The organism is Enterobacter cloacae complex sp. SHL020, assembly GCF_049236945.1.
In the GTDB taxonomy this organism is placed as follows: domain Bacteria; phylum Pseudomonadota; class Gammaproteobacteria; order Enterobacterales; family Enterobacteriaceae; genus Enterobacter; species Enterobacter dykesii.
The window spans coordinates 281,225-305,427 of sequence record NZ_JBMKJF010000001.1; the positions used below are offsets into that span (position 1 = coordinate 281,225).

The following is a 24,203-nucleotide window of genomic DNA, read 5'->3' on the forward strand; positions in this document are numbered from 1 at the left end:
CGGCGAAACGGTTACTTGCTCATGGTGGCGATGTTGAACACCTGCTCGAGCATTGGATTAAAGGTGAAGCCTTTGACCTCTTTGTTCATCGCCAGCTGGTAGTTTTTCTGGAACAGATAAACGTAGGCCGCCTCGTCGATGACCACCTTTTGCGCCTGCTGGTAATCTTTGGTGCGTTCCACCTGGTCGGTGGTTTTCAGCGCGGCCTGCAGCAGGGAATCAACCTCTTTGTTCTCATAGAACGAGCGGTTGCCCGGCAGCCCTTTTTTGTCCGATTCGAACCAGTAGTTCATGAACATGTACGGGTCGGCAAAGTCCGGGCTCCAGTTGCCGATGGCAATGTCGTAATCGCCTTTTCCGACGCGGTCGCGCATGGTGGCATTCGCCAGTTTTTCCAGCTTGACGCTAATGCCAATCTTGCCGAGGCTGGCCTGAGTGGAGAGGGCGATAGGCTCCCAGTTCGGATCGTTATCCGAGTAGAGGAAGGTCAGGCTGGCGGGTTTGTCTTTGACCTTCTCCAGCGCGGCTTTGGCTTTGGCCTCGTCAAAGCTGTACTGCATTGCCGTGGCGTCATAGCCCCACATGCCTTCCGGGATCGGGCCGCGCATCTGCTTGCCGTTGCCGCTCAGAATACCTTTCACCATGCCCTGGTAATCCGTCGCCCAGGAAATGGCCCGGCGTAAATCCACCTGATTGAGCGGCGCTTTGCTGTTGTTGAGATAGAGGTAAGTCACGCGCAGGGACGGGTATTCCGCGACGGCGACTTTGCCTTCCTGCTTCAGCGCTGCGAGCTGATCGACCGGCAGGGAGTCGGCAATGTCAAGATCGCCGCGGGAAAGCTGCAGTCGGCGCGAGGCGCTCTCACCGATAATTTTCACCGAAACGCGCTTAAAGTGCGGCTTTTCACCCTGCCAGTGGGGGTTAGGGACCAGAATCAGCTGCTGGCCTTTCTGCCAGCTTTTCAGCATAAACGGCCCGGAACCGGCGGTGTTTTGCGCCAGAAAACCGCGCGCATCGTCCGCCGCGTTGGCCTTCAGCGCCGTCGGGTTAATGATGGACGCCCCGTCGTTTGCCAGCGTGTAGAGGAACGGCGCGAAAGGCTGGCTGAGGGTGAACTTCACCGTATGGTCATCGACGAAATCAATTTTAAGGTCTTTCGGGAAGGCTTCAGACGGCCCCTGGCTGAGCTTCAGCAGGCGCTCAAAGGAGAGTTTTACCGCCTCGGCGGTGACCGGCGTGCCGTCGGAGAATTTGGCGTTATCCGCCAGGGTAAAGGTCCACTCTTTCTGGTCTTCAGACGCCTTCCAGCCCGTCGACAGATCGCCCTCCACCTCGGTAGAGCCTGGCTTGTACTTGACCAGACGCTGGTAGGACGGATAGGTGACGGTCCAGTCGTTGTTATCAATAGTGATGGCAGGATCGAGCGTTTGCGGGTCGGCGGCTTTACCGATCGCCAGCATATCTTTCGGGACGGCAGCCAGCGCCAGCGGTGCGCTCAGGGCCAGCGTGGCGGCGATCAGCGTCGAGAGAAGCGATGTTTTCATGGCAGTGCTCCAGGTTTAGAGAGAAGTGTGCGTCAGGGGAAAACAGGCAAAACGGTCGTCAAGCAGCGGGTAGCTGGCGGCGTTCGGCAGTTCAAAGTGCCACCATTCGCTGCTGATACCGACAAAACCACCGCCGAACATGATGGCGTTCAACAGCAGACGGTTGCGCTGGGCGTGCGGCGGCACGGAAGGGTGATACGGATGCGAGCGGTCGTGCATTTCGTCAAAACCGGCACCCATATCCAGTACGGCGTTATGTTCATCCATCAGGGTGACGTCGATGGCCGTACCGCGGCTGTGATTGGAGCCAATCGCCACGTCGACCACGTATTCCGGGTTCGGGCAGGCATCCCACAGCTGAGCCTGCGCCTGCTGCGGCCGATAGGCGTCGTAGACCACCAGCTTCAGCCCGGCCAGGGAGGCGATGCTGATGGCTTTTGCCAGCGCGGTTGCCGCGTCGGTATGCAGCAGGCACAGCGCCTCCTGATAGATCGGCCGGCCGGTGATGTTGTCGGCGGTGGCGTACTTCAGATCGATATGCAGCATGGGAAACGTCTTCGCCACATCAATCAGTTCACTCTCTTCGGGCATAGCTCCGCTCCTTTAGCGTTCGAATTGACCAAACTCTTGTTGCAATTGTCGGTTGACCGCCAGTCGTGCCGGGAGCGCATCACCCAGCGCTTCCGCCACACCCGACAGCAGCAGGTTGAACAGGCAGCTCACGGGGGCAAGTGAATCCCAGAAATGACCGGTATCGGTTTTCACCTGCAGTAAATCAATTGGGTAATCCCGCGCCCACGGGCACCAGATGTCGGTGATTAAGGCCAGCGGAATGCCTTTCTCGCTCGCGACGCGGCAGTACTGGCGGGCCATCGAGGAGTAGGTGCGCGTATCGGTCAGCACAACGTACGGGTGCGAAAACCCCGAGTTCAGGGATTCAACCCAGCTGCCGGAAGCCCCCTCCGAATAGCTCACGCGCGGGCGGAGGTACTCGAGGTGGCTGAAGAAGGCGTTGGCAATCCCGCGCGTGGACTGGATCCCCAGCACAAACACCGCGTCGGCGTGGGCGAGGTTGTGCACCACCTGACGGAAGGCGTCCGTTTGCGCCAGCTGGTACACCTGCGTGATGGCATCCACTTCCAGCGACAGGGCGTGCTGAAGTCGGCTTGAAAGGGGGCGCTGCTGCTGCCAGGAGTCCAGCCGCTCGTTCATGCCCCAGGGCTGGTACGGATCGCGCAGGCTTTTTTTGGCATCTTCCAGGTTGCGATACCCCAGCTTGCGCAGGAAGCGTCCGACGGTAATTCCGCTGGTCCCGCTCGCCTGACCGACGCTCTCAGCCGTTTCAAACGGGATTTGCGCGGCGTGCGCCAGCAGCCAGCTTCCGACCCGCTTTTCGCTGGGCGTGAGCTGGCTGAACGTCGCTTCGATACGGCTCAACATCTCAGGTTTCGTCGTCATACCGCCTCGCTGTTAACAGGCTGTCAATGGCTGAATTTTTGTTACCGGGTTAACAATGCATGACGCGTGCCATGTTCACAGGGCGGATAAAACCCGCTGTGCAGTAAACTTCATGCAATATTTGTTTAACCAATGATCAACATTTGTGCAGCGTAGTTCACTTTTGGTGCACCGGCTGAGCAGGCAGGTATGAATTTAGTGAATCCGTCAGGGCGTTCACATTTTTGATAAGATAGATGTACTGTGAATATTAAAGGGATCGCGGCATGGCGAATTTGCCCTGGCGAATCAGCGTGCGCCTGGTGGCGCTTGCAAAGAAAACAGGGATGGTCGTCGGGATCGTCCTGGTCGTCCTGCTGGCGGTGCGGGCGTATCTCTCCCAGCAGGGGCCGGAACTGCACCTGTGGCATACCTGGCGGGCCGATGAGATGTCCGTGCGCGAGATGGATAACGCCAATTTTGCCGGGTATATCGCACGGGAAAACGCTATTTTCGCCGATCTTGATAATGCGGTGACGGCGAAAACAGAGGGCGAAGAGCGCACGCCGCTAAACCGCTATTACCGCCAGAGCCTGGTGTGGCCGGGACAGTTTACGCCCGATGCCAACCGCTCCTTTGTGCTGATGCCTGCCGGAAAGCCCCGCGGCGCGGTAGTGCTGCTGCACGGTTTGACGGACTCGCCCTACAGCGTCCGGCGGCTTGCGGTGAACTATCAGCAACGCGGTTTTGTCGCGGTGGTCCCGCGCCTGCCCGGTCACGGCACCGCGCCCGGCGCGCTGACGGACGTCGACTGGGAGATGTGGCTCGCGGCGACGCGTCTTGCGGTGCGGGAAGCCACGCGTCTGGCGGGCGAGGCTGCGCCTCTGCATCTGGTGGGCTACTCCAACGGCGGGGCGCTGGCGATGAAATATGCCCTCGATGCGCTGGACGCGCCTGCGCTTCGTCGACCGCAGCAGGTGATCCTGCTCTCACCGATGATCGGCGTGACGGCCTTTGCGCGGTTCGCCGGTTTCGCCGGGCTACCGGCGCTGCTGCCGGCGTTTGCCAAAGCGGCGTGGCTGAATATTTCTCCGGAATATAATCCGTACAAATATAATTCGTTCCCGGTGAACGCCGCCCGCCAGTCATGGCTTCTGACGAAGGCCCTGCAGGAGCAAATTGGCCGCGAGGCGCGGGAGAACAGGCTGGCGAATTTGCCGCCGATCCTGGCGTTCCAGTCGGTCATGGATTCTACGGTCAGCACCCGCGCGGTGGTGACCGGCCTGTTTGACCAGCTTCCGGCAAACGGCAGCGAGCTGGTGGTGTTTGACATCAATCAGGCGGCGAGCTTCCGTCCGCTGTTCAAACCGTCGTCATGGACAGCCACTTCGGCGCTGCTGTCGGTTGCGCAGAAGCGTTACGGTGTCACGATTATTACCAATTCGGACGCACACAGCTTCTCGACGGTGGCGAAAATCACCCCGGCCGGCAGCACCCGGGAGACGGTCGTGCCGCTTGCGCAGGCCTGGCCGCAGGATGTCTATTCGCTGTCGCACGTAGCGGTGCCGTTCCCGCCGGATGACGATCTCTATGGCCGTGAGCCTGGTGTGAAAAACCGCTACGGTATCAGCCTGGGGACGATTGCGCTTTGGGGCGAAACGTCCGTGTTGAGCGTCGGCAAAGAGGCGCTGATGCGCGTCACCTCGAATCCGTTCTACGACTATATGCAGGAGAGGATAGACAGTCACATTGGGGACGCGGAAAGGTAACGTTCCCTTTTAGTGTGAATATGTTAGGTCGCATTGATAAAGTATGTTAAACAGTAGCTTTAAGGCACCTTTCTCACTCCGGAACCCTTTTTTGTGCTGACCACGCTGATTTACCGAAGCCAGTTGAATTTATCCCGCCCCTCCACCGAGCTGCGGGAGCTGGTAGAGCGCGCCCGGATCCGCAATGCCAACCTGAGCATCACCGGAGTTCTGCTCGCAAAAGGCAATGATGTGCTTCAAATCCTCGAAGGGTCGGAAGAGAGCGTGGTTACGCTGTTTCATAAAATTCGGGATGACAAGCGGCACAGTGGGGTGGTTGAACTCCTGCGGGACTATGGCCCGCGAAGACGGTTCGAAAACGTCGGTATGCTGCTATTCGATCTCCAAACCCAGTCACCGAAAGAGGTGCTGCAGTCGGTTCTGCATTACAGCAAGCTGGACAGCTATCTGACCTCCGACGATCGGGTGTTCAAATTCATTCAGACATTTATTACGGGCAGACGCCCATCCCCGTCGGGAGCACGCTACGCTCCAGAAAAATGGTCGCTTTCGTCGGAGGCGTCACCCTTTGGCGCGAGTCTGGGTCTGATGGCGAATCAAACCTGTCAGTTCGCACTCCAGCCCATCGTTGAGCCCTCTGAAGGGAAGATCAGCTCTCTTGAAGCCCTCATCCGCGGCAACGACGGCGGCAGCCCTGAGCATTTCTTCAGCACCCTCGATCCGGACAAAATTTACGAAGTCGATCTCCAGACGAAAGCGTATGCCTTTGCGCTGGCAAAAAAACTGGGTATTGGCAGCCATAAAATTGCGGTAAACCTGCTGCCGATGTCGCTGGTGAATGTTCCTGGCGCAGTGGAATTTCTTGTCGAGCAGATTAAACTGCATGGCCTTCAGCCGGAGCAGGTGGTCATTGAAGTGACTGAAAACGAGATGATATCCGGGCTTAACCAGTTCAACAGCGCTATCAAGCAGCTTCGCGGCGAGGGCGTTGGCCTGGCAATCGATGATTTCGGTTCCGGCTATGCCGGTCTTTCGCTGCTGACTCGCTTTCAGCCGGACAAAATTAAAATCGACCGCGAAATTGTCAGCAATATCCACCTGAGCGGCCCTAAGCAGGCGATTGTGCGCTCCATCATCAGCTGTTGCTCGGACCTCGAAATTACCCTGGTGGCCGAAGGGATCGAGAAGATAGAGGAGTGGTGCTGGCTGGAATCTGCCGGTATCCGCCGCTTCCAGGGCTTTCTGTTTGCCCGTCCGCAGCTTAATGGCGTCGGTGATATTCACTGGCCGCATCTGGTGCGTTAGCCAATTTTCCTCCCGCGTTATTTCCCCTTCGTCCTGCCTGTGCTTAAATAGCTAAAACGGTTTAACATTGTTTAGCTACGAGGATCACATGAAAAAAATCTGGGTACTTGGCGATGCGGTGGTAGATTTGCTGCCCGATGGAGAAGGCAGATTGCTGCAGTGTCCCGGCGGCGCACCGGCAAACGTTGCGGTCGGTATTGCCCGGCTGGGCGGCCAGAGCGCCTTTATCGGCAGGGTTGGCGACGATCCCTTCGGGCGCTTTATGGCGAAAACTCTCGCTGACGAAAAGGTCGACGTGAAGTCTATGCGCCTTGACCCGGCGCACCGCACATCAACGGTGGTGGTCGATCTCGACGACCACGGCGAACGCTCGTTTACCTTTATGGTGCGCCCGAGCGCCGATCTGTTTCTCGAATCTGCCGATCTGCCGACGTTCAGCGCCGGGGAATGGCTACACGTCTGTTCCATCGCGTTAAGCGCAGAGCCGAGCCGTTCTACGACGTTTGAGGCGATGGCCGTCGTTCGCGAGGCGGGCGGTTACGTCAGCTTCGACCCCAATATTCGCCCGGATCTCTGGCCGGATGAGAACGAGCTGCGTCGCTGCCTGGAGCAGGCCCTGCAGAGCGCCGACGTGGTGAAACTCTCCGTCGAAGAGCTGGCGTTTTTAACCGGAAATCTCGAGGTAAACGTCGGTCTGCATGCGCTGATGGCGCGCTGTCCGGCGCGTCTGGTGCTGGTCACCCAGGGCAAGGAGGGCGTGATCGCCTGGCATCAGGGTACCGTAAAACACTATCCGGCTACGCCCGTAGAGTGTGTCGATACCACCGGCGCGGGCGACGCCTTCGTTGCCGGGCTGCTTTACGGGCTGGCCGCCGGACAGGACCTGACGCCGGTCATCGCGCTTGCCCAGCGCTGCGGCGCATTAGCCACCACGGCCAAAGGGGCGATGACTGCATTGCCCTGGCAGCACGACCTGTAATTTTTCCTCTCCTGGCCGCCATCCGGCGGCCTGAATTGTCGCCTCGATCACACTTACTAAAACGGTTTAGCAAAAAAGATTGCCGATACAAAATTCAGAGGTTTAGTATCAGCAACCTAAACCGGTTTAGCAATTTAGCACGTTTAATGACTTCTTTTAGGGATGCGACAAAATGTATAAAAAACGCAGACTTGCCGTGATGATAGGCATGCTGGCCGGAAGTACCTCTGTTTTTGCCCAAACGGATATGACAAGTATCGAAGCGCGACTTGCCGCGATGGAGCAGCGCCTCCAGGCGGCGGAAACGCGTGCGCAGGTGGCTGAGAAGCGCGCCACGGATGCGGAACAAAAAACGCAGCAGCTGGTTGCCGCCCAGCAGCAGGCGCAAACGACAACCCAGGCGGTGGCGCAGCGCACCACCGAGCTGGAAAAGAAGGCGGATCAGACCGGCGGGTTTGAGTTCCACGGCTACGCCCGCTCGGGCCTGCTGATGAACGATGCGGCCTCCAGCAGCAAAAGCGGTCCTTATCTGACCCCGGCCGGTGAAACCGGCGGTGCGGTAGGGCGTCTGGGTAACGAAGCCGACACCTACGTCGAGCTGAACCTGGAGCACAAACAAACTCTGGATAACGGGGCGACCACGCGCTTTAAGGCGATGCTCGCCGACGGTCAGAGAACCTATAACGACTGGTCAGCCGATACCAGCGATCTCAATATTCGCCAGGCCTTCGCGGAGCTGGGCAACCTGCCTGATTTTACCGGCGCGCTGAAGGGCAGCACCTTCTGGGCGGGTAAACGCTTCGACCGCGACAACTTTGACATTCACTGGCTGGATTCCGACGTGGTGTTCCTGGCCGGTACCGGCGGCGGCGTCTACGACGTGAAGTGGAACGATTCGCTGCGCAGCAACTTCTCCATCTACGGCCGCAACTTCGGCAGCGTGGAGCAGACCGACAATAACGTTCAGAACTATATCCTCAGCATGAACCACTTCGCCGGACCGTTCCAGCTGATGGTGAGCGGCCTGCGGGCGAAGGATAACGACGACCGTAAAGACACCAACGGCGATCTCATCAAAACCGATGCCGCCAATACCGGTGTTCATGCCCTGGTCGGGTTACATAACGAGAGCTTCTACGGCCTGCGGGAAGGGACCGCCAAAACGGCGCTGCTGTACGGTCACGGGCTGGGTGCGGAAGTGAAAAGCATCGGTTCCGACGGCGCGCTGCTCTCTGAGGCGGATACCTGGCGCTTCGCAAGTTACGGTGTCACGCCAATCGGCGGCGGCTGGAGCGTTGCGCCCGCCGTCCTGGCGCAGAGCAGTAAAGATCGCTACGTCAAGGGCGATAGCTATGAGTGGGTAACGCTCAACACCCGCCTGATTAAAGAGGTGACGCAGAACTTCGCGCTGGCGTTTGAGGGCAGCTATCAGTACATGGATTTAAATCCGGAAGGTTACAAGGACCGGAACGCCGTCAACGGCAGTTTCTACAAGCTGACCTTTGCTCCAACGTTAAAAGCGAGCAAAATCGGCGATTTCTTCAGCCGTCCGGAGCTGCGCCTGTTTGCCACCTGGATGGACTGGAGCAGCAAACTGGATAATTACGCCAGCGATGATGCCTTTGGCAGCAGCGGCTTCAACGCCGGCGGGGAATGGAACTTTGGGGTCCAGATGGAAACCTGGTTTTAACCCATCACGCTCCCGCCCGGCGGGAGCGTTTCGCACATCATAAAAAGAAGTCAGGCAGAGGTATCTATGGATTTTAATCAAATCGCCCGCGAGCTTATTCCGCTGCTCGGTGGCAAGGAAAATATCGCCAGCGCGGCGCACTGCGCAACGCGTCTTCGTCTGGTGCTGGTCGATGACGCGCTTGCCGATCAGCAGGCGATCGGTAAGGTCGACGGCGTAAAAGGCTGTTTTCGTAACGCCGGCCAGATGCAGGTGATTTTTGGCACGGGCGTGGTCAACAAGGTCTACGCCGCGTTTATTCAGGCGGCGGGGATTAGCGAATCCAGTAAATCTGAGGCCGCAGATCTGGCGGCGCGCAAGCTGAACCCGTTCCAGCGCATTGCCCGTCTGCTCTCCAACATCTTTGTCCCGATCATTCCCGCGATTGTGGCATCCGGCCTGCTGATGGGCCTGCTCGGCATGGTGAAAACCTACGGCTGGGTCAATGCGGATAACGCTCTCTACATCATGCTGGACATGTGCAGCTCCGCGGCGTTTATCATTCTGCCTATTCTGATCGGCTTTACCGCCGCGCGGGAATTTGGCGGTAACCCGTATCTCGGCGCGACGCTGGGCGGCATTCTGACCCACCCGGCGCTGACCAACGCCTGGGGCGTGGCGTCGGGCTTCCACACCATGAACTTCTTCGGCCTTGAGATCGCGATGATTGGCTATCAGGGCACGGTATTCCCGGTGCTGCTGGCCGTCTGGTTTATGAGCATCGTGGAGAAAAACCTGCGCCGCGCGATCCCGGATGCGTTAGACCTGATCCTGACGCCGTTCCTCACCGTCGTTATCTCCGGCTTTATCGCCTTGCTGATTATTGGCCCGGCGGGGCGCGCCTTAGGTGATGGTATCTCCTTTATTCTTAGCACGCTGATCGCCCACGCGGGCTGGCTGGCCGGGCTGCTGTTCGGCGGGCTTTACTCGGTGATTGTGATCACCGGTATTCACCACAGCTTCCACGCGATTGAAGCCGGGCTGCTGGGTAACCCGTCGATTGGCGTGAACTTCCTGCTGCCAATCTGGGCCATGGCGAACGTGGCGCAGGGCGGCGCCTGTCTGGCGGTGTGGTTCAAAACCAAAGATGCCAAAATCAAAGCCATTACCTTACCGTCGGCGTTTTCTGCGATGCTGGGCATCACCGAAGCGGCCATTTTTGGTATCAACCTGCGCTTCGTGAAGCCGTTTATCGCCGCGCTGATCGGCGGCGCGGTGGGCGGGGCCTGGGTGGTATCTGTCCATGTTTACATGACCGCCGTTGGGTTGACCGCTATTCCGGGCATGGCCATCGTGCAGGCCAGCTCGCTGCTCAACTATATTATCGGTATGGTGATTGCCTTCGGCGTGGCGTTTACCGTCTCACTGCTGCTGAAATATAAAACGGACTCTGAATAATGACGTTACCTTCCCGCTGGCCTGCGATCCTGCAGGCCGTTATGAAAGGTCAGCCGCGGGCGCTTGCGGATAGTCACTATCCGCAGTGGCATCCCGCGCCGGCTACGGGGTTGATGAACGATCCCAACGGGTTTATCTGGTTTGCCGGCCGATATCACCTGTTCTATCAGTGGAACCCGCTGGACTGCGAGCATCGGTTTAAATGCTGGGGGCACTGGAGCTCTGCGGACCTGGTGCACTGGCAGCATGAGCCGCTGGCGCTGATGCCGGATGAAGAGTATGACCGCAACGGCTGCTACTCCGGTAGCGCCGTGGACAACCACGGCGTCCTGACGCTTTGCTACACCGGCAACGTCAAGTTTGATGACGGCAGCCGCACCGCCTGGCAGTGTCTGGCCGTAGAACAGCCGGACGGAACCTTTACGAAACTGGGGCCGGTGCTGGCGCTGCCGGAAGGCTACACCGGCCACGTGCGCGACCCAAAGGTGTGGCAGCACGACGGGGAGTGGTACATGGTGCTCGGCGCGCAGGATGTGCAAAAGCGCGGCAAGGTGCTGCTGTTTAAGTCAGCCGATCTGCACGCCTGGGCGTCCCGCGGGGAAATCGCCGGTCACGGGGTTAACGGCCTGACGGACGCAGGGTATATGTGGGAGTGCCCAGACCTGTTCGCGCTCGACGGAACGCACATCTTAATCAGCTGTCCGCAGGGGCTGGCGCGCGAGCCGCATCGCTATCTCAACACCTATCCGGCCACCTGGATGAGCGGGGCGTTTGACTATGAAAACGTCGCATTCGATCACGGCGAGCTGCACGAGCTGGACGCGGGCTTTGAGTTTTACGCCCCGCAAACCACGCTGGCTGAAGACGGCCGACGCATTCTGATCGGCTGGATGGGCGTACCGGACGGGGAAGAGATGCTTCAGCCAACCCGGACGCACGGCTGGATGCACCAGATGACCTGTCCGCGTGAATTACGCTACCGAGACGGCAGGCTCTGGCAGACCCCGGCGCGCGAGCTGGCGGCGCTGCGTGAAGATGAGCAGCGCTGGCAGGGGCGCGCCAGCGAGGCGCCGGACCTGGACGCGACGCGCCTGGAGTTTGAGCTGAGCGCATCGCAGGTGAGTGTCGATTTTGGCGGCACGCTGCGCCTCACTGTCGATGAGCAGGGTATACGCCTGGAGCGCGCGAGCCTGAAAACCGGTGAAACGCTGACCCGATACTGGCAGGGCGAGGTCAGCCATTTGCGCGTTCTCTGCGACCGCTCCAGTATTGAAATTTTCATCAATCACGGTGAAGGGGTGATGAGCAGCCGCTATTTTCCTGACCATCCGGCCCGGGTGCGATTCGAAGGTGCGTCCGATATCACATTACGCTACTGGTCGCTGCGCGCCTGCATGATAGAATGAGGGTTTTGGCAGCCGGATCTAAGTCGTTGTGAGAAAAACAAAACGCGTCACCATTAAAGACATCGCGGAGCTGGCGGGGGTGTCAAAAGCCACCGCCAGCCTGGTTCTCAACGGGCGCAGCAAAGAGCTTCGCGTGGCGGAAGAGACGCGCGAACGCGTGCTGGCGCTCGCAAAAGAGCATCACTATCAGCCCAGCATTCACGCCCGGTCGCTGCGCGATAACCGCAGCCACACCGTTGGTCTGGTGGTCCCGGAGATCACCAACTACGGTTTTGCCGTCTTTTCTCACGAGCTGGAAACGCTGTGCCGCGAGGCCGGCGTTCAGCTGCTGATCTCCTGCAGCGATGAAAACCCGGGGCAGGAGACGGTGGTGGTGAACAATATGGTGGCGCGTCAGGTGGACGGGCTGATTGTGGCCTCCAGCATGCTTAACGATGCGGACTACCACAAGCTGAGCGAGCAGCTGCCCGTTGTCCTGTTTGACCGCCACATCAACGACAGCTCGCTGCCGCTGGTCATCACCGACTCCATTACCCCGACGGCGGAACTGGTGGCCGACATTGCGCGCCAGCATCCTGATGAGTTCTACTTCCTCGGCGGCCAGCCGCGCCTTTCTCCTACGCGCGATCGTCTGGAAGGGTTTAAGCAAGGTCTGCGAGAGGCCGGCGTGGAGCTGCGCCCCGAGTGGATCATTCACGGCAACTATCACCCGAGCTCCGGTTACGAGATGTTTGCTGAACTCTGCGCCCGTCTGGGGCGCCCGCCAAAAGCGCTGTTCGCCGCCGCATGCGGGCTGCTGGAAGGGGTGCTGCGCTATATGGGCCAGCACAACCTGTTGCAAAGTGATATCAGGTTAGCCAGTTTTGACGATCACTATCTCTACGATTCGCTGACGATTCCCGTGGATACCATTCGTCAGGATAACCGCCAGCTGGCGTGGCACTGCTTTGATTTGATTAGCAAACTGATCGAGGGAGAGACCCCGGAACCGTTGCAACGCAAGCTGGCTGCCACCCTGCAGCGGCGCTATAAGTGAGCAATATAGCTCGGACCGATACATCAATAACTTTAATTAATTTAAGTTTTGGAAGAGCCGATAACCATAAGGAATAATTCTCCTTGAGGTATTGGTTTATGTCGTTGAAAAAGTCGTCCCTGGTCGTTCTGTTCTCGCTGCTTTTCTTCTTTGTTGTCAGCACCGTGACCAGCGTTGGCCTCATCATTAAAAGTAATAATTCCCTGGATAACGTCAACAAAGAGATCCAGGTTGTGCTGTCCATTATTGACCCCATCAACCATAGCCGTACGCTGCGCGTGCGGGTGATGGAGTATGTGAAGATGGTGGAAGCGGGCAACTCGGCGGACGGGGCTGCTAAGCTAACCGCCGTGAAAGAGGCGCTGACCAAAGCGGACCACGCCTTTGCGGCCTTTATGGCGTCGCCGCGTCTGAGCGATGAAGCGTCGCTGGTGACTGCCTATCAGGATGCCTGGCAAAACTACCGCAACCAGGGGCTGGCGCCGCTGATCGATGCCGCCGAGGCGCACGATGTGGCCAAATTTAACGCGTTGATCCCTGAAGTCTCCCGCCTCGACCGCCAGTACGAGATCGTTCTCGACCAGGTCCTTTCCGTCCACCAGAAATACGCCAAAAGCCTGAACGAGGATGCGAGCAGTAACTTCGTCTCCGGCCTGGTGATTATTGCCGCTATCGCCTGCCTGTTTGTGGTGGTGATTGTCGCCGTCAGCCTGCTGATGAAGAGCTTTGTGTTTGCGCCGGTCAACCTGGCGCGCGAGCACTGCAGCCAGATTGCGGCGGGCAAGCTGGACGTTCCGGTGCCGGTCAAGGGGAGTGCACATAACGAAATCGATCATCTTATGAGCTCAATGGAGCAGATGCGTCAGGCGCTGCTGGCGACCATCGCCCAGGTGCGCGACGCGAGCCATACCGTCACGCACGCGGCGCAGGAGATTGCCTCCGGGAATATCGACCTGGCGTCACGTACCGAACAGCAGGCTTCCGCGTTAACCCAGACGGCGGCGAGCATGGAAGAGCTGAGCGCGACGGTGGCGAACAATACCGACAACGTCTATCAGGCCGGTAAACTGGTGCAGGACGCGGTGAAAAATGCCCACACCGGTGAGGCGGTGACCCGTGAAGTCATCGACACGATGAATACCATCGCGGCGAACTCGAAGCGCATCGAGGACATTACCAGCGTGATCAACAGTATCGCCTTCCAGACCAACATTCTGGCGCTGAACGCGGCGGTTGAAGCGGCGCGTGCCGGCACGCAGGGGCGCGGCTTTGCGGTCGTGGCCAGCGAAGTACGCACACTGGCGCAGAAAAGCGCGGTGGCGGCTAAAGACATCGAAAGCCTGATTGCGCAGTCAGTATCCAGCGTGAAAAACGGGGCGGAGCTGGTCAGCCGCTCGGGCGAGGTGATTGACTCGATTATTTCGTCGGTCAATAAAGTGAATACGCTGATGGAGCAGATCTCCGTCGCTTCCGAAGAACAGAGCCGCGGGATCAGCCAGGTCGGGCAGGCGGTGACCGAGATGGATGGCGTGACCCAGCAGAACGCCGCGCTGGTGCAGCAGTCCGCCGCGGCAGCGGCATCCCTGGAAGAGCAGGCGCAGCAGCTTTCACGGAGTATTTCGAGTTTTAGGTTGCCGGTGCAGGCTTGATTAAATAAGATCTTTAGAATTAGGTAAGGTTGCTCAATTGAGCAATATTTAACTGAGTCGTGCCAGAATAAAAATCCGGAAATAGTTGACCATTTCCGGATTTTTTGCAAAGTGAACAAATTCGTCTGAAAGGCTAGTTATGTTAGGAACTATTTCCTTGATATGCTCCCAGACTGACAACGCCAATATGCGTAATATTCTTCCGTAACAATATACTGTGCAATTGTCAGTGTGCTCTTTGTCCTAAAAAAATATTTATTAACACAATAACCATAAAATCATTTCCTACTTCCCAAATCTAGTTCTCCCTTGCGAGTTTACATAGAGGCATTCAAGTTCTGCCAGCTCAAGGAGTAAATGTTTATAGCAGCGCGAAAATAATTCGCGCCACCTATTTATGCAACTTTTTGTGATGCAATATTAAAACGAGATAGAACGTTTTCTGGTAGAGCAGGCCATTCTAAAAAATAGAAGTAGTTCATATAATCTCGTTCTATACAAGACTGTAGCTGTCTGTTCGCTTTTAACTCATCACCTAATAAGAAAAATGCACACATTGCTACTTGTCCTTTTGATTGATGGTGAGCAAGAATTGAATGTAATTCATGTTTTTTAACTTCTTGCTCAATGCTTTTTTTCGCAGTTTCTCTATTAATAATCAATACATCACGGTCCCTTACATCTTTAATTTTTGTAATGCTATGATCTGCAATGCGTATTGCTTCATTATAATTTCTCGCAAGCAATAATGTGTAAACTTTTGCAGTGATGTATGTTCCAAAGTCCCATTTTTTCTTATGCGCATCATCAAAAAGCTTCAGTGCTAACATATAATCTTTTTTATGTCTAGCAACCTCGCCCTTAATTTTCAGGAGTAGTATTTCTGATGTGTCTCTAGGCAATGACTCTAAAAACTCATCAATTAAAGGAATGTTGTTTTTATCAATTAATAATATATCTACAATGCTTTGGATGTGGTTATGTCTCCATATACTATCCATCGCTTCTTTCGCAAGTGATATACCTTTGTTTATGTCTTTATTGCATCCGATCTCATATCTTGCTTTGAAAATTATAAATGGAGCGATATTCGATGTGTCCTTATCCTCAGAGTACTTGGCGATAAAACTTTCCATTAATTCTTTATTGTCTTCCTCGCTTTCAATTTCAAATAAACCCAAGTGAATACTTGATAGATAACGAAGTATTTTCTTTTTCTTAGACTTTGACGAGGCTTTAAAAGCCTCACCTAGAATTTCGATGCATTTAAGCGTTTCAGTTTTATCTTTCTTATCGTTTACATAAGATGAATATAAGTATAAGTAAGTGTCATGTATAGGGTTTATTTCTTTTATTTCATTTAGCAGTTGCAGAGTTTGCTCGTGCTGTTCCTTTTTTACGTGATTTTGAATGTTCTGAATTTTAATTGTATCATATTTTAAACGCCACGCTCTGTTATCTAGACTAGAACTTAATCGAATACTCTCATCCAATAGACTCTTAATCTCAGAGAATGTTATTATACCTTCGTGTTCATCATGTTCTTCAAGATAACGCAATGAAATATTACATAGGTGATATTTAAGATCGACGCTATATTTGAATTTATCAGATAAGCTCTTTAGATAATTTATTTTATCTATGAATTCAGGGAAGATATTAGTTCTAGAGAGTGCGTAATTAAGATTGAATTCATCCAATTCAATAAGTCGATCGCTATATTCTAATGCTGATTTAGTGTCGTTTTGATCCTCTTTGATATTTATTAGTCTCTGTAGGTATTTTGATTTCATATTACTGCTAATATTCTCTCTAATTAATGCATTCAAATTATCCTCAGCAATGTTATATTTTTTGTCTTTAATTAAATTGTCAATGAATAGCAAGTTTTTAAAAGCCTGCTCAGGAATTTTTTGATTGTCGTTATCATTTTCTGATAGCTCATTTATAAGTGATGAGATATCTTGTGTCAGGGTGTGTTTTTTAAGCTTTATTAAATCATTGTTAATGTAATTATTTTTATTTAAACTAAAATCATCATTAATAAAGTTTTGAATCATTCGTTCTCTCTTCGTGGATTTTTGAGCTCCGCTTAGAGACAATTCACAGCCAAGTTCATGAACCAACTCCGCCATTAATTCATCAAATCCATCAATCTCAACCCAATATACCTTATCATGATTTAATAATTTGAACAGTTCTGGTGATATTTGATCGTTCTTTCGGCGACACCAATAAATACCATTTCTAAGGTAATCATCTTGTTTAAGTAGATATTTAAGAACCTCCATAATCGAGTTGTCATTACCAGCATAACCTACAAATATTAGACCGTATTCCTTTGCGAATTCATCTAATTTTTCACGCGTGTTATTTTCTAAAGACTCGGTCTCTCTCAAAGAACTTTTGATGCTATCAAAAAGATAGTCACCATGGAGTTTTATTATTTTAGGTCTTGAAGAAGTGATTGAAATTCCTTTTATAGAAGAATCGTGAGCGCATAATAATGGTCGATCAGATGAAAATTGATAGAACGCTTCATTAATTAAGTCGTCAAAATTAGTAGTAAACACTGTGTCGAGGTATTTTGATTCGAATAATTCGACTAAATAAGCATAACCAATGGAAGGGAGTTTTTTATCAACTTGTAATTCTACAAATCTTCTTCTTTGAGAAGGTAGATCGAATTTTTTCTCAAATAACGAGGAGTATTCATTTGATGGATCATACCAATCGGGATGATTTTTGGTTAACCATGTAATTGCATCTTTAGGAGATGAATACTCGTCAGGGTTGAGGCGTTTGTATATTTCCTCTCGCCATTCTTGAACTAATTCATATCCAGTTTTGATTCCTGAAGTAACTGATGCCCCTGCGCCAAGGAATAATGAATAATTAGGTGAAGTGCCTGACATAATTCTAATATAATCAGCAAGATCTTTCACACTTCTTTTTTTGATCAGTAATTTTTCAGTGGCTACGTCATTTTCAATCATGATTAACCTTCCTTTTGCTGTGTATGGAAAGAATTGATTATGATATGCATTAAATTATTTATCAATTAGGCTGCGCAGTGAAATTATATTTTTTGACTCAAGTTAAGTGGTTTTGACTATGAATGGAGGGTGTTGTGCTAAGAAATCTTTCGGTTTTAGTTAAGGACTGATTGGTTTAAGTTAAGTAATGCTTATCTGGCTTGCTAATATAAGATATATTGTAACTTTCCTGAAATAGTCCACAACAAGTGTATAGTCTAAAATATTTTTTTATACATTGAGCAATATTTCCCTTCCTCATCCGTCTACCTCATCACAAGCCATAATCAGTTACTGTAAACGAGGTAAACACCATGAGAGATTTTGAACTGCACGGCAGAGGTCACGGGCGCGGATTCGGTCGTCACCGTATGGGCAAGGGTTTAGTCATCGGCGCGTTGATTTTCATCGTGCTCGGCCTGGTGGTGATGACCCTGTGGAACGCCTTGCTCCCGGCCATCCTCGGCGTGAAGGCCATCGGATTCTGGCAGGCGCTGGGCATTCTGGTGCTGAGCCGCATTCTGTTTGGCGGGCTGGGTTTCCGTCCAGGGATGTTTGGTGCGCACCGCCGGATGCACGAGCGCTGGATGAACATGACGCCAGAACAGCGCGAGGCGTTTATTCAGCAGCGCCGCGAAGGGTTTGGTCGCCACGGACGCGGCCACTGCGGCTGGCACGGTCATCGTGAGGAAAAACGCGACGACGCCACGCCAAAAGCGCCGGAAGCAGAGTGAGCGAAATGAAAGCCGGGGAGGCGGGCGGATCCATGCTGATGTCGGCGCTCAACGCATGTCGCGCCCGGCTGAAAGCCTTCATTCGCGGACGGACCTCCGTACGCGATGATGCCGATGACATTTTGCAGGAAGTGACGTATCAGCTGATGAAAGTGGAGCAGCCGGTCGAAAACGTCGCCGCCTGGCTGTTCCGCGCGGCGCGTAACGAGATGACCGACCGGGCGCGTAAAAAGCGCGAGGTCTCGCTCTCCGGCTATTTTACGGGCGTAGACGAAGAGGGTTTCCCGGAGGACGAGCTGGCCGAAACCCTGTTCGGCGTAGCGCACACGCCGGAAGAGGAGTACCTCAAAACGCTGCTGTGGGAAGAGCTTGGGCAGGCGCTGTCTGAACTTCCACCGCCGCAGCGGGAGGCGTTTGAAAAGACCGAGCTCCACGGCTACAGCATTAAAATGCTGGCAGAGGAGACCGGCGCCAGCGAACAGGCGCTATTATCCCGCAAGCACAAGGCGGTGCTGTTTCTGCGCACGCGGCTGCGGGACGTCTATGACGCGCTGACGGGCGAATAGCGGCGGCAGACAAAACCTTACACTTCCGGCACTTGTAGATTCATCACTATCGTTTATGATCGGAGCGTCTTGTCACTCTGGATTGTTATGCGTAACCGTCAGCTCCTCGGAAAATGGCTTTTGATTATCACCTGTCTCGCGATGGCGCTTTGCCTCGTGCAGCGTGCGGTGATGCTCAACCATTTTTTACAGGGACTGGATCCGCAGATTTCCCTGAGTGCAGATGCCCCGGCTCAAACCAGCACCACTGAACAGCCCGGCCCGTCGCCGTGTCAGCTGGGCGCGCACTCGCTGCTTTGTGCGCAGCCGCTGTTCTTCGACGGCGCGCTACCGGCCATTATCATCTTCTTCGCGCTGCTGCAGCTGCTTACGCAAGGGCGGGCATTGGCTCCCGCAGTACAGCCCGTTCAGGCACCGCCTCCCCGAATACACCTTAAAAACTGCGTTTTCCGTGAATGAAAAACATCGTCACCACACGATAATTTTTCACTGTTCACGGAGTACAACATGGTTAACCTCTTCAGGGGATTCGTCTTCCTGTGGCTGTCCTGCATCGGCATTGTCCATGCGGCGGACACAGGCTGGCTGGTTTCCCCCCAAAACGATCACGCCCGCATCCGCTTTCAGGCGGAGAGGGAACAAACGCATGTTAAAGGCCTGCTCACCGTTGAGCTAAAGCCCGGCTGGAAAACCTACTGGCGATCGCCGGGCGAGGGCGGCGTCGCGCCGAAAATCAGCTGGCCGGAAGGCGTAACGGACAGCTGGTCCTGGCCGGTCCCGTCGCGCTTCGATATCTCCGGCATGACCACGCAGGGCTATCACGATAAGGTCGCTATCCCGATTACGCTCGACGGGGTGAAGGGCGACACGCTCGACGGGACGCTGACGCTCTCCACGTGCAGTAACGTCTGCCTGCTGACGGACTACCCGCTGCACCTCGATTTTACCCTGCCGGTGGATGAGGGCTTCCGCAGCGCCTTTGAGCAAGCGATGCGCGCCGTGCCCGGTACGTCAGGCGTCTCCGCGGATCTTGCCGCCTGGCTCGCTGGCGACAGGCTGGTGATTACCGGCACGACGGACGGGAAGTGGGATAATCCGGGGATCTACTTTGACCCGCTGGAGGGTGACATTCTTCCCGGCGAGCCGGTCATCAAACACGACGGCAATACGCTTCGGGTGACGGTACCCGTGACCGACGAATGGGGCGATAAACCGGCATCGTTGGAAGGCAAAAGGCTGTCGTTTGTGCTGACCAGTGGCGGTCACGCGCAGCAAACCACCATGACCGTTGGGATAGCGCCCGAGGTGACCTCAGCGCCGGACGGGACGGGAAAAATGGTGCTCTTTGCGCTGCTGGGCGGGCTGATCCTGAACCTGATGCCCTGCGTGCTGCCTGTAATGGGCATGAAGCTTAACAGCATCCTGCAGGCGGGATCGGACAGACGCGCGATCAGGCTGCGGTTTCTGGCCACCAGCGCCGGGATCCTCACCTCCTTTATGCTGCTGGCGGGGATGGTGACCGCGCTGAAGCTGGCCGGAGCGTCGCTGGGGTGGGGCATTCAGTTCCAGAACCCGTGGTTTATCGGCCTGATGGTCGCCGTGACCTTCCTGTTTGCACTGAACCTGTTTGGGGCGTTTGAAATGCTGCTGCCTTCTTCTGCCGCAGGACGGCTGGCGACGGCTGGGGGATCGGGGATCGGCGGCAGCTTCTGCGAAGGGATGTTCGCCACGCTGCTGGCCACGCCGTGCTCCGCGCCGTTCCTCGGTACGGCGGTCGCCTTTGCTCTTGGCGCGCCGCTACACGCCCTGTGGCTGATCTTTCTGATGCTCGGCGTGGGCATGAGCCTGCCGTGGCTGTTTGTCGCGCTGGTGCCGAAAACGGCCATGCTGCTGCCAAAACCTGGCCGCTGGATGAACATGCTAAAAGTCGTTCTGGGCCTGATGATGCTCGCCTCCAGCCTGTGGCTGGCAACGTTGTTGAGCGTACATCTGGGCGAGGCGGTCAGCCAGATTGTGATGCTGGCGCTGACTGTCGTCGCGCTGGTGCTGTTTGCGCTAGAGCGGAAAAAATCTTCGCCGCTGTTCTGGCTGGTGGTCATCGCGCTGTCGGCGTTCGGCGGGTATCAGGCGCGCGGGCTGCTTAACGCGCCGCATGACGCTCCGGCACAAAATGCCGCTCAGACCATCCCGTGGCAGCCACTCAGTGAAGAGGCTATCGAGAACGCGCTGGCGCAGGGGAAACGGGTGTTTGTGGATATCTCCGCGGACTGGTGCGTGACCTGCAAAGTTAACGAGCATCGGGTGCTCAATCAGCCGGACCTTATTGCCGCGCTGCGCCAGCCGGACGTGGTGGCCCTGCGCGGAGACTGGAGCCAGCCGTCCGCGTTTATCGCGGAATTTCTGGCGAAGCGAAACCGCTACGCCATTCCGTTTAACGCGGTGTATGGCCCCGGTCTGCCTGACGGCGAAATCCTCTCGCCGCTGCTGGACAAACGCACCCTCATCACCACCCTGAACAACGCAAAAGGCTAACTGTGTTATGAAAAAAATCCTTATTACGCTTCTGCTCCTGCTGGCCCCGGTTCAGGTATTCGCTGCCCAGCCGCTGACGCCGGACCAGGAGCAGCGTGCGCAGAAGATGATCGCTGATTTCCTTTTTAACGATCCGAACTCCCCGCGCATCGGCGCGAAAAACCCAAAGCTCACCCTGGCGGTGTTTACCGACTACAACTGCCCGTACTGTAAAAAATTCGATCCGTACCTGGAGAAGATCGTCGAAAAACATCCGGACGTCGCGGTGGTCTTTAAATTTTTACCTTTCCGCTCGGAAAGTTCGCTAACCGCGGCGCGCGATGCGTTAACGCTCTGGCGTCAGGATCCGGGGCAGTTTATGAAACTTAACCACACTCTGATGGCGAAGAAGGGCTACCACGATGACGCCAGCATTCAGGAGGCGCAGAAGCGGGCGGGCGTGAGCGTCACCGCGCCGGATGACGAGAGCCTGAAGACGATCAAGCGCAGCCTGATCGTCGCGGAAAAAATGGGGATCCAGGGCACGCCCGCCACGCTCATCGGCGAGGGACTGCTGCCCGGCTGGGTGCCGTTTGAACAGTTCGACGAAATGGTCAGTGACGCACTGAAAAACCGCTAACCTGAAGGGGGCGGAATGCCCCCGACAAACCGGAGAGGGAAATGAAAAAATTACTGTTACTTTCGGCGCTGGCGACGTCAGGGCTGGTGCAGGCGGCTGAAGCCATACCGGACGTGGTGAAGCACTTCGGCGAGCAGCAGAACATTAAAATCATTAAGAAGCTGGATGCACCCGGCGGCGCACCGGCCTGGCTTGGGCAGTATCAGGATATGGGCGTGACGCTGTTTTTAACGCCCGACGGCAAGCACGTGATCTCGGGTTATCTTTATGATGACAAAGGGAAGAACCTCAGCGAGGGCTATTTCCAGAAAGAGATCTACGCCCCGATGGGACGCGAGATGTGGAAGAACCTCAACGCGGCGCATCCTCTGAAGGAAGGGGCGGATAGCGCTCCACGTAAGGTCTTTGTTTTCGCCGATCCGTTCTGTCCGTACTGCAAGCAGTTCTGGTCCGAGGCGCAGCCGTGGGTGAAGGCGGGCAGGGTGCAGCTCAATACGCTGCTGGTGGCGTTTCTCAACCCCAACAGCGGGCGTAACGCCTCGGCGATTCTGAATGCGAAGGATCCGGTTTCGGCCTGGCGCGAATACGAGCTGTCCGGTGGCAAAAAATTACCGAAGCCAGAGGGCGAGGCTTCCCGTGAAACGGTAGCGATCCTGCAGAAGCACCAGACGCTGATGGACAGCCTGGGCGCTAACGCCACGCCGGCCATTTACTATCTGAATGCGGAAAATGAGCTGCAGCAGGTGGTCGGTATGCCGGATGCGCAGCAGCTTGAGGCGATGTTTGGGCCGAAGCCGTAAAAAAAACAGGCAGAAACGGGGCGTTTCTGCCGGATAGTGATTTAGCTTCCCCAGCGTCCTTTCAGGTAGTTAACCGCCTGCTGCGTCTGCGGCTGGTTCAGGTAATCTTCCCGGAACAGGATGGTGCCGTTCACGTTGGGCAGCGAATCGTTGAGATCGAGCTGCTTTTTCAGCTCCGGCACGCCGCCCTGAACCGTCCAGTCCGGTTCGTTTCTCGACGGCTCGCCCACCTTGTAGAACGCAATGCCGATATACAGGCGAGTGTGGGTCGGCTTAACGACGTCGGCCCACCATTTGGTCAGCACGTCGTAGCGCGCGGCGTCCCGGGAGAAGGGCCAGTAAATCTGCGGAGCGATGTAGTCGAGCAGGCCCTGCTGAACCCACTGACGCGTATCGGCGTAGGATTCATCGTAGGCCGCGGCGCCGCGGGTGTCCGAGCCTGCCGGGTCAAAGGAGCGGTTACGCCACACGCCCGCCGGGCTGACGCCAAACTCAACGTCGGGCTTAGTCTGTTTAATCGCGCGGGAAACCTGGACGATCAGCTGCTGCGTGTTGTGTCTACGCCAGTCGGCCTTTGAGGCAAATCCCTGACCGTACTGCCGCCAGGTCTGCGAATCATTGAGCGCGGACCCCGGAGATTCGGCGTAAAAGTAATCATCGAACTGCACGCCGTCTACCGCGTAATTCGCCACCACTTCGGTCACCACTTTGGTGATCCAGTCGCGCACTTCCGGAATACCGGGGTCGAGCACAAAGCGGTCGCCCGAGATGCGCACCCACTCCGGGTGCTGGACATAGACGCTGGACGGGGTCTGATAGGAAGTCCGGTTCAGGGCGGCGATAGTTGACGGTTTGGTGTTGGTCGACACGCGGTACGGGTTGAACCAGGCATGGACCTTCATGCCGCGCTTGTGCGCTTCATCCAGCATAAACTGCAGCGGATCGTATCCCGGATACTCGCCGATGTTGCCCGTCAGCATATCCGACCACGGTAAAATTTTGGATGACCAGAGGGCCGTGCTGTCCGGCTTCACCTGGAAAAACACCGTGTTAATGCCGAGGTGCTTAAGGTTGTCGAGTTTGCTTATCAGCGCCTGCTTTTGCATCGCGATGCGCTGGTCAGCGCTGCGGCCATTCACCGAGGCAACCGGCGGCCAGTCGAGACGAGAGACGGTCGCCAGCCAGATGCCGCGCATCGGCTCGTTTGCCTGCTGCGTCGGTTTGCTTACGGTGGGGAGAGGGGTAACCAGTGATTTGGGTGGTTTTGAGGAGCAACTCACAAGTAAAAGCGCGCAGGCAGCCAGCGCACCAGTCCGTTTTACGTGTCGCGTCATTTGCGTATTAGCTCTTGATAATCCGACTGTTGGCCCAGGGATTAAAGGCGGGCTCCGCCTGTTCTGCGCTTACCTCATCGTTGAGGGAGTCCAGATACAGGGCTTCCACTTCCGCGCGCGCCCACGGGGTGCGGCGCAGAAATTTCAGGCTCGATTTAACGCTGGGATCTTTTCTGAAACAGTTAATTTTGATGCGGTCACCCAGCTCGCTCCAGCCATATTTCGCCACCAGGGCGTTGACCATCATCTCCAGCGTTACGCCATGCAAAGGATCGTTAGAAATGTGTGCAGTCATAGATGTCCGGATGTCTCAATGTTTGTGGGGGCAGGG

Annotated in this window: 20 protein-coding genes; 14 read left to right on the forward strand and 6 right to left on the reverse strand. The window is 55.4% G+C overall.

Annotated elements, in window-relative coordinates; all coding sequences use genetic code 11:
• Window positions 1–11: 11 nt before the first annotated feature.
• From ACOTZB_RS01345 to ACOTZB_RS01355, 3 genes are read right to left on the reverse strand one after another with little or no spacing between them, the layout of a single operon-like run.
• Window positions 12–1,544, reverse strand: a complete 1,533-nt coding sequence (locus ACOTZB_RS01345; RefSeq protein ID WP_421626296.1) for an ABC transporter substrate-binding protein — start codon at window positions 1,542–1,544, stop codon at window positions 12–14.
• A 15-nt stretch (window positions 1,545–1,559) separates the two neighbouring features.
• The gene (ddpX, locus tag ACOTZB_RS01350; RefSeq protein ID WP_058840950.1) at window positions 1,560–2,135 is read right to left on the reverse strand and encodes a D-alanyl-D-alanine dipeptidase; all 576 of its coding nucleotides are present in this window, start codon (window positions 2,133–2,135) and stop codon (window positions 1,560–1,562) included.
• Between the two features lie 12 nt (window positions 2,136–2,147).
• On the reverse strand, window positions 2,148–3,002 hold the full coding sequence (locus tag ACOTZB_RS01355; RefSeq protein ID WP_063142718.1) for a MurR/RpiR family transcriptional regulator: 855 nt from the start codon (window positions 3,000–3,002) through the stop codon (window positions 2,148–2,150).
• Window positions 3,003–3,268: 266 nt separating this feature from the next.
• Here ACOTZB_RS01355 and ACOTZB_RS01360 point away from each other — a divergent pair, with 266 nt between their 5' ends.
• From ACOTZB_RS01360 to ACOTZB_RS01395, 8 genes are all read left to right on the forward strand, one after another.
• Window positions 3,269–4,750 carry an alpha/beta hydrolase gene (locus ACOTZB_RS01360; protein ID WP_421626297.1) on the forward strand — a complete coding sequence of 494 codons (1,482 nt, stop codon included), beginning with the start codon at window positions 3,269–3,271 and terminating at the stop codon, window positions 4,748–4,750.
• A 93-nt stretch (window positions 4,751–4,843) separates the two neighbouring features.
• Entirely contained in the window at window positions 4,844–6,055 is a 1,212-nt protein-coding gene (locus tag ACOTZB_RS01365; protein WP_193806994.1) for a diguanylate phosphodiesterase, read from the forward strand.
• An 88-nt stretch (window positions 6,056–6,143) separates the two neighbouring features.
• Complete coding sequence (locus ACOTZB_RS01370; protein ID WP_421626298.1) at window positions 6,144–7,034, forward strand: aminoimidazole riboside kinase; 891 nt, start codon at window positions 6,144–6,146, stop codon at window positions 7,032–7,034.
• Between the two features lie 172 nt (window positions 7,035–7,206).
• Window positions 7,207–8,724 (forward strand): carbohydrate porin, encoded by a 1,518-nt coding sequence (locus tag ACOTZB_RS01375; RefSeq protein WP_421626299.1) that lies wholly within the window; start codon window positions 7,207–7,209, stop codon window positions 8,722–8,724.
• A gap of 66 nt (window positions 8,725–8,790) precedes the next feature.
• Complete coding sequence (locus ACOTZB_RS01380) at window positions 8,791–10,161, forward strand: sucrose-specific PTS transporter subunit IIBC (protein ID WP_008501693.1); 1,371 nt, start codon at window positions 8,791–8,793, stop codon at window positions 10,159–10,161.
• Window positions 10,161–11,567 (forward strand): sucrose-6-phosphate hydrolase, encoded by a 1,407-nt coding sequence (locus ACOTZB_RS01385; RefSeq protein ID WP_421626300.1) that lies wholly within the window; start codon window positions 10,161–10,163, stop codon window positions 11,565–11,567. Before ACOTZB_RS01380 ends, ACOTZB_RS01385 begins: the two co-directional genes overlap by 1 nt.
• 28 nt (window positions 11,568–11,595) lie before the next feature.
• Window positions 11,596–12,603 (forward strand): LacI family DNA-binding transcriptional regulator, encoded by a 1,008-nt coding sequence (locus ACOTZB_RS01390; protein ID WP_421626301.1) that lies wholly within the window; start codon window positions 11,596–11,598, stop codon window positions 12,601–12,603.
• 98 nt (window positions 12,604–12,701) lie between these two features.
• Complete coding sequence (locus ACOTZB_RS01395) at window positions 12,702–14,252, forward strand: methyl-accepting chemotaxis protein (RefSeq protein WP_421626302.1); 1,551 nt, start codon at window positions 12,702–12,704, stop codon at window positions 14,250–14,252.
• A gap of 395 nt (window positions 14,253–14,647) precedes the next feature.
• Here the strand turns inward: ACOTZB_RS01395 and ACOTZB_RS01400 are convergent, their stop codons facing one another.
• Window positions 14,648–17,248: an SIR2 family protein gene (locus tag ACOTZB_RS01400; RefSeq protein ID WP_421626303.1), complete on the reverse strand. Its 2,601-nt coding sequence runs from the start codon at window positions 17,246–17,248 to the stop codon at window positions 14,648–14,650.
• Between the two features lie 353 nt (window positions 17,249–17,601).
• Here ACOTZB_RS01400 and ACOTZB_RS01405 point away from each other — a divergent pair, with 353 nt between their 5' ends.
• From ACOTZB_RS01405 to dsbG, 6 genes are all read left to right on the forward strand, one after another.
• Complete coding sequence (locus ACOTZB_RS01405) at window positions 17,602–18,021, forward strand: hypothetical protein (protein WP_421626304.1); 420 nt, start codon at window positions 17,602–17,604, stop codon at window positions 18,019–18,021.
• 5 nt (window positions 18,022–18,026) lie between these two features.
• On the forward strand, window positions 18,027–18,587 hold the full coding sequence (locus ACOTZB_RS01410; protein WP_193807289.1) for an RNA polymerase sigma factor: 561 nt from the start codon (window positions 18,027–18,029) through the stop codon (window positions 18,585–18,587).
• A gap of 87 nt (window positions 18,588–18,674) precedes the next feature.
• Window positions 18,675–19,046: a hypothetical protein gene (locus ACOTZB_RS01415; protein ID WP_421626305.1), complete on the forward strand. Its 372-nt coding sequence runs from the start codon at window positions 18,675–18,677 to the stop codon at window positions 19,044–19,046.
• Window positions 19,047–19,094: 48 nt separating this feature from the next.
• Window positions 19,095–21,119: a protein-disulfide reductase DsbD family protein gene (locus ACOTZB_RS01420; protein WP_421626306.1), complete on the forward strand. Its 2,025-nt coding sequence runs from the start codon at window positions 19,095–19,097 to the stop codon at window positions 21,117–21,119.
• A gap of 7 nt (window positions 21,120–21,126) precedes the next feature.
• The gene (locus ACOTZB_RS01425; protein ID WP_421626307.1) at window positions 21,127–21,738 is read left to right on the forward strand and encodes a DsbA family protein; all 612 of its coding nucleotides are present in this window, start codon (window positions 21,127–21,129) and stop codon (window positions 21,736–21,738) included.
• 41 nt (window positions 21,739–21,779) lie between these two features.
• Entirely contained in the window at window positions 21,780–22,538 is a 759-nt protein-coding gene (dsbG, locus tag ACOTZB_RS01430) for a thiol:disulfide interchange protein DsbG (protein WP_193807014.1), read from the forward strand.
• Between the two features lie 41 nt (window positions 22,539–22,579).
• Here dsbG and ACOTZB_RS01435 read toward each other — a convergent pair whose 3' ends face one another.
• Window positions 22,580–23,872, reverse strand: coding sequence for a glycoside hydrolase family 10 protein (locus tag ACOTZB_RS01435; RefSeq protein ID WP_421626308.1), 1,293 nt, complete (start codon window positions 23,870–23,872; stop codon window positions 22,580–22,582).
• 7 nt (window positions 23,873–23,879) lie between these two features.
• Entirely contained in the window at window positions 23,880–24,167 is a 288-nt protein-coding gene (locus ACOTZB_RS01440; protein WP_126328558.1) for a VF530 family DNA-binding protein, read from the reverse strand.
• Window positions 24,168–24,203: the final 36 nt, after the last annotated feature.

What these genes read in the sequence shown, in the direction of transcription:
- ACOTZB_RS01345 (WP_421626296.1), bottom strand. Translation starts at nt 1,544, where the DNA reads ATGAAAACATCGCTTCTCTCGACGCTGATCGCCGCCACGCTGGCCCTG.
- ddpX (WP_058840950.1), bottom strand. Translation starts at nt 2,135, where the DNA reads ATGCCCGAAGAGAGTGAACTGATTGATGTGGCGAAGACGTTTCCCATG.
- ACOTZB_RS01355 (WP_063142718.1), bottom strand. Translation starts at nt 3,002, where the DNA reads ATGACGACGAAACCTGAGATGTTGAGCCGTATCGAAGCGACGTTCAGC.
- ACOTZB_RS01360 (WP_421626297.1), top strand. Translation starts at nt 3,269, where the DNA reads ATGGCGAATTTGCCCTGGCGAATCAGCGTGCGCCTGGTGGCGCTTGCA.
- ACOTZB_RS01370 (WP_421626298.1), top strand. Translation starts at nt 6,144, where the DNA reads ATGAAAAAAATCTGGGTACTTGGCGATGCGGTGGTAGATTTGCTGCCC.
- ACOTZB_RS01375 (WP_421626299.1), top strand. Translation starts at nt 7,207, where the DNA reads ATGTATAAAAAACGCAGACTTGCCGTGATGATAGGCATGCTGGCCGGA.
- ACOTZB_RS01380 (WP_008501693.1), top strand. Translation starts at nt 8,791, where the DNA reads ATGGATTTTAATCAAATCGCCCGCGAGCTTATTCCGCTGCTCGGTGGC.
- ACOTZB_RS01385 (WP_421626300.1), top strand. Translation starts at nt 10,161, where the DNA reads ATGACGTTACCTTCCCGCTGGCCTGCGATCCTGCAGGCCGTTATGAAA.
- ACOTZB_RS01395 (WP_421626302.1), top strand. Translation starts at nt 12,702, where the DNA reads ATGTCGTTGAAAAAGTCGTCCCTGGTCGTTCTGTTCTCGCTGCTTTTC.
- ACOTZB_RS01400 (WP_421626303.1), bottom strand. Translation starts at nt 17,248, where the DNA reads ATGATTGAAAATGACGTAGCCACTGAAAAATTACTGATCAAAAAAAGA.
- ACOTZB_RS01405 (WP_421626304.1), top strand. Translation starts at nt 17,602, where the DNA reads ATGAGAGATTTTGAACTGCACGGCAGAGGTCACGGGCGCGGATTCGGT.
- ACOTZB_RS01410 (WP_193807289.1), top strand. Translation starts at nt 18,027, where the DNA reads ATGAAAGCCGGGGAGGCGGGCGGATCCATGCTGATGTCGGCGCTCAAC.
- ACOTZB_RS01415 (WP_421626305.1), top strand. Translation starts at nt 18,675, where the DNA reads ATGCGTAACCGTCAGCTCCTCGGAAAATGGCTTTTGATTATCACCTGT.
- ACOTZB_RS01420 (WP_421626306.1), top strand. Translation starts at nt 19,095, where the DNA reads ATGGTTAACCTCTTCAGGGGATTCGTCTTCCTGTGGCTGTCCTGCATC.
- ACOTZB_RS01425 (WP_421626307.1), top strand. Translation starts at nt 21,127, where the DNA reads ATGAAAAAAATCCTTATTACGCTTCTGCTCCTGCTGGCCCCGGTTCAG.
- dsbG (WP_193807014.1), top strand. Translation starts at nt 21,780, where the DNA reads ATGAAAAAATTACTGTTACTTTCGGCGCTGGCGACGTCAGGGCTGGTG.
- ACOTZB_RS01435 (WP_421626308.1), bottom strand. Translation starts at nt 23,872, where the DNA reads ATGACGCGACACGTAAAACGGACTGGTGCGCTGGCTGCCTGCGCGCTT.
- ACOTZB_RS01440 (WP_126328558.1), bottom strand. Translation starts at nt 24,167, where the DNA reads ATGACTGCACACATTTCTAACGATCCTTTGCATGGCGTAACGCTGGAG.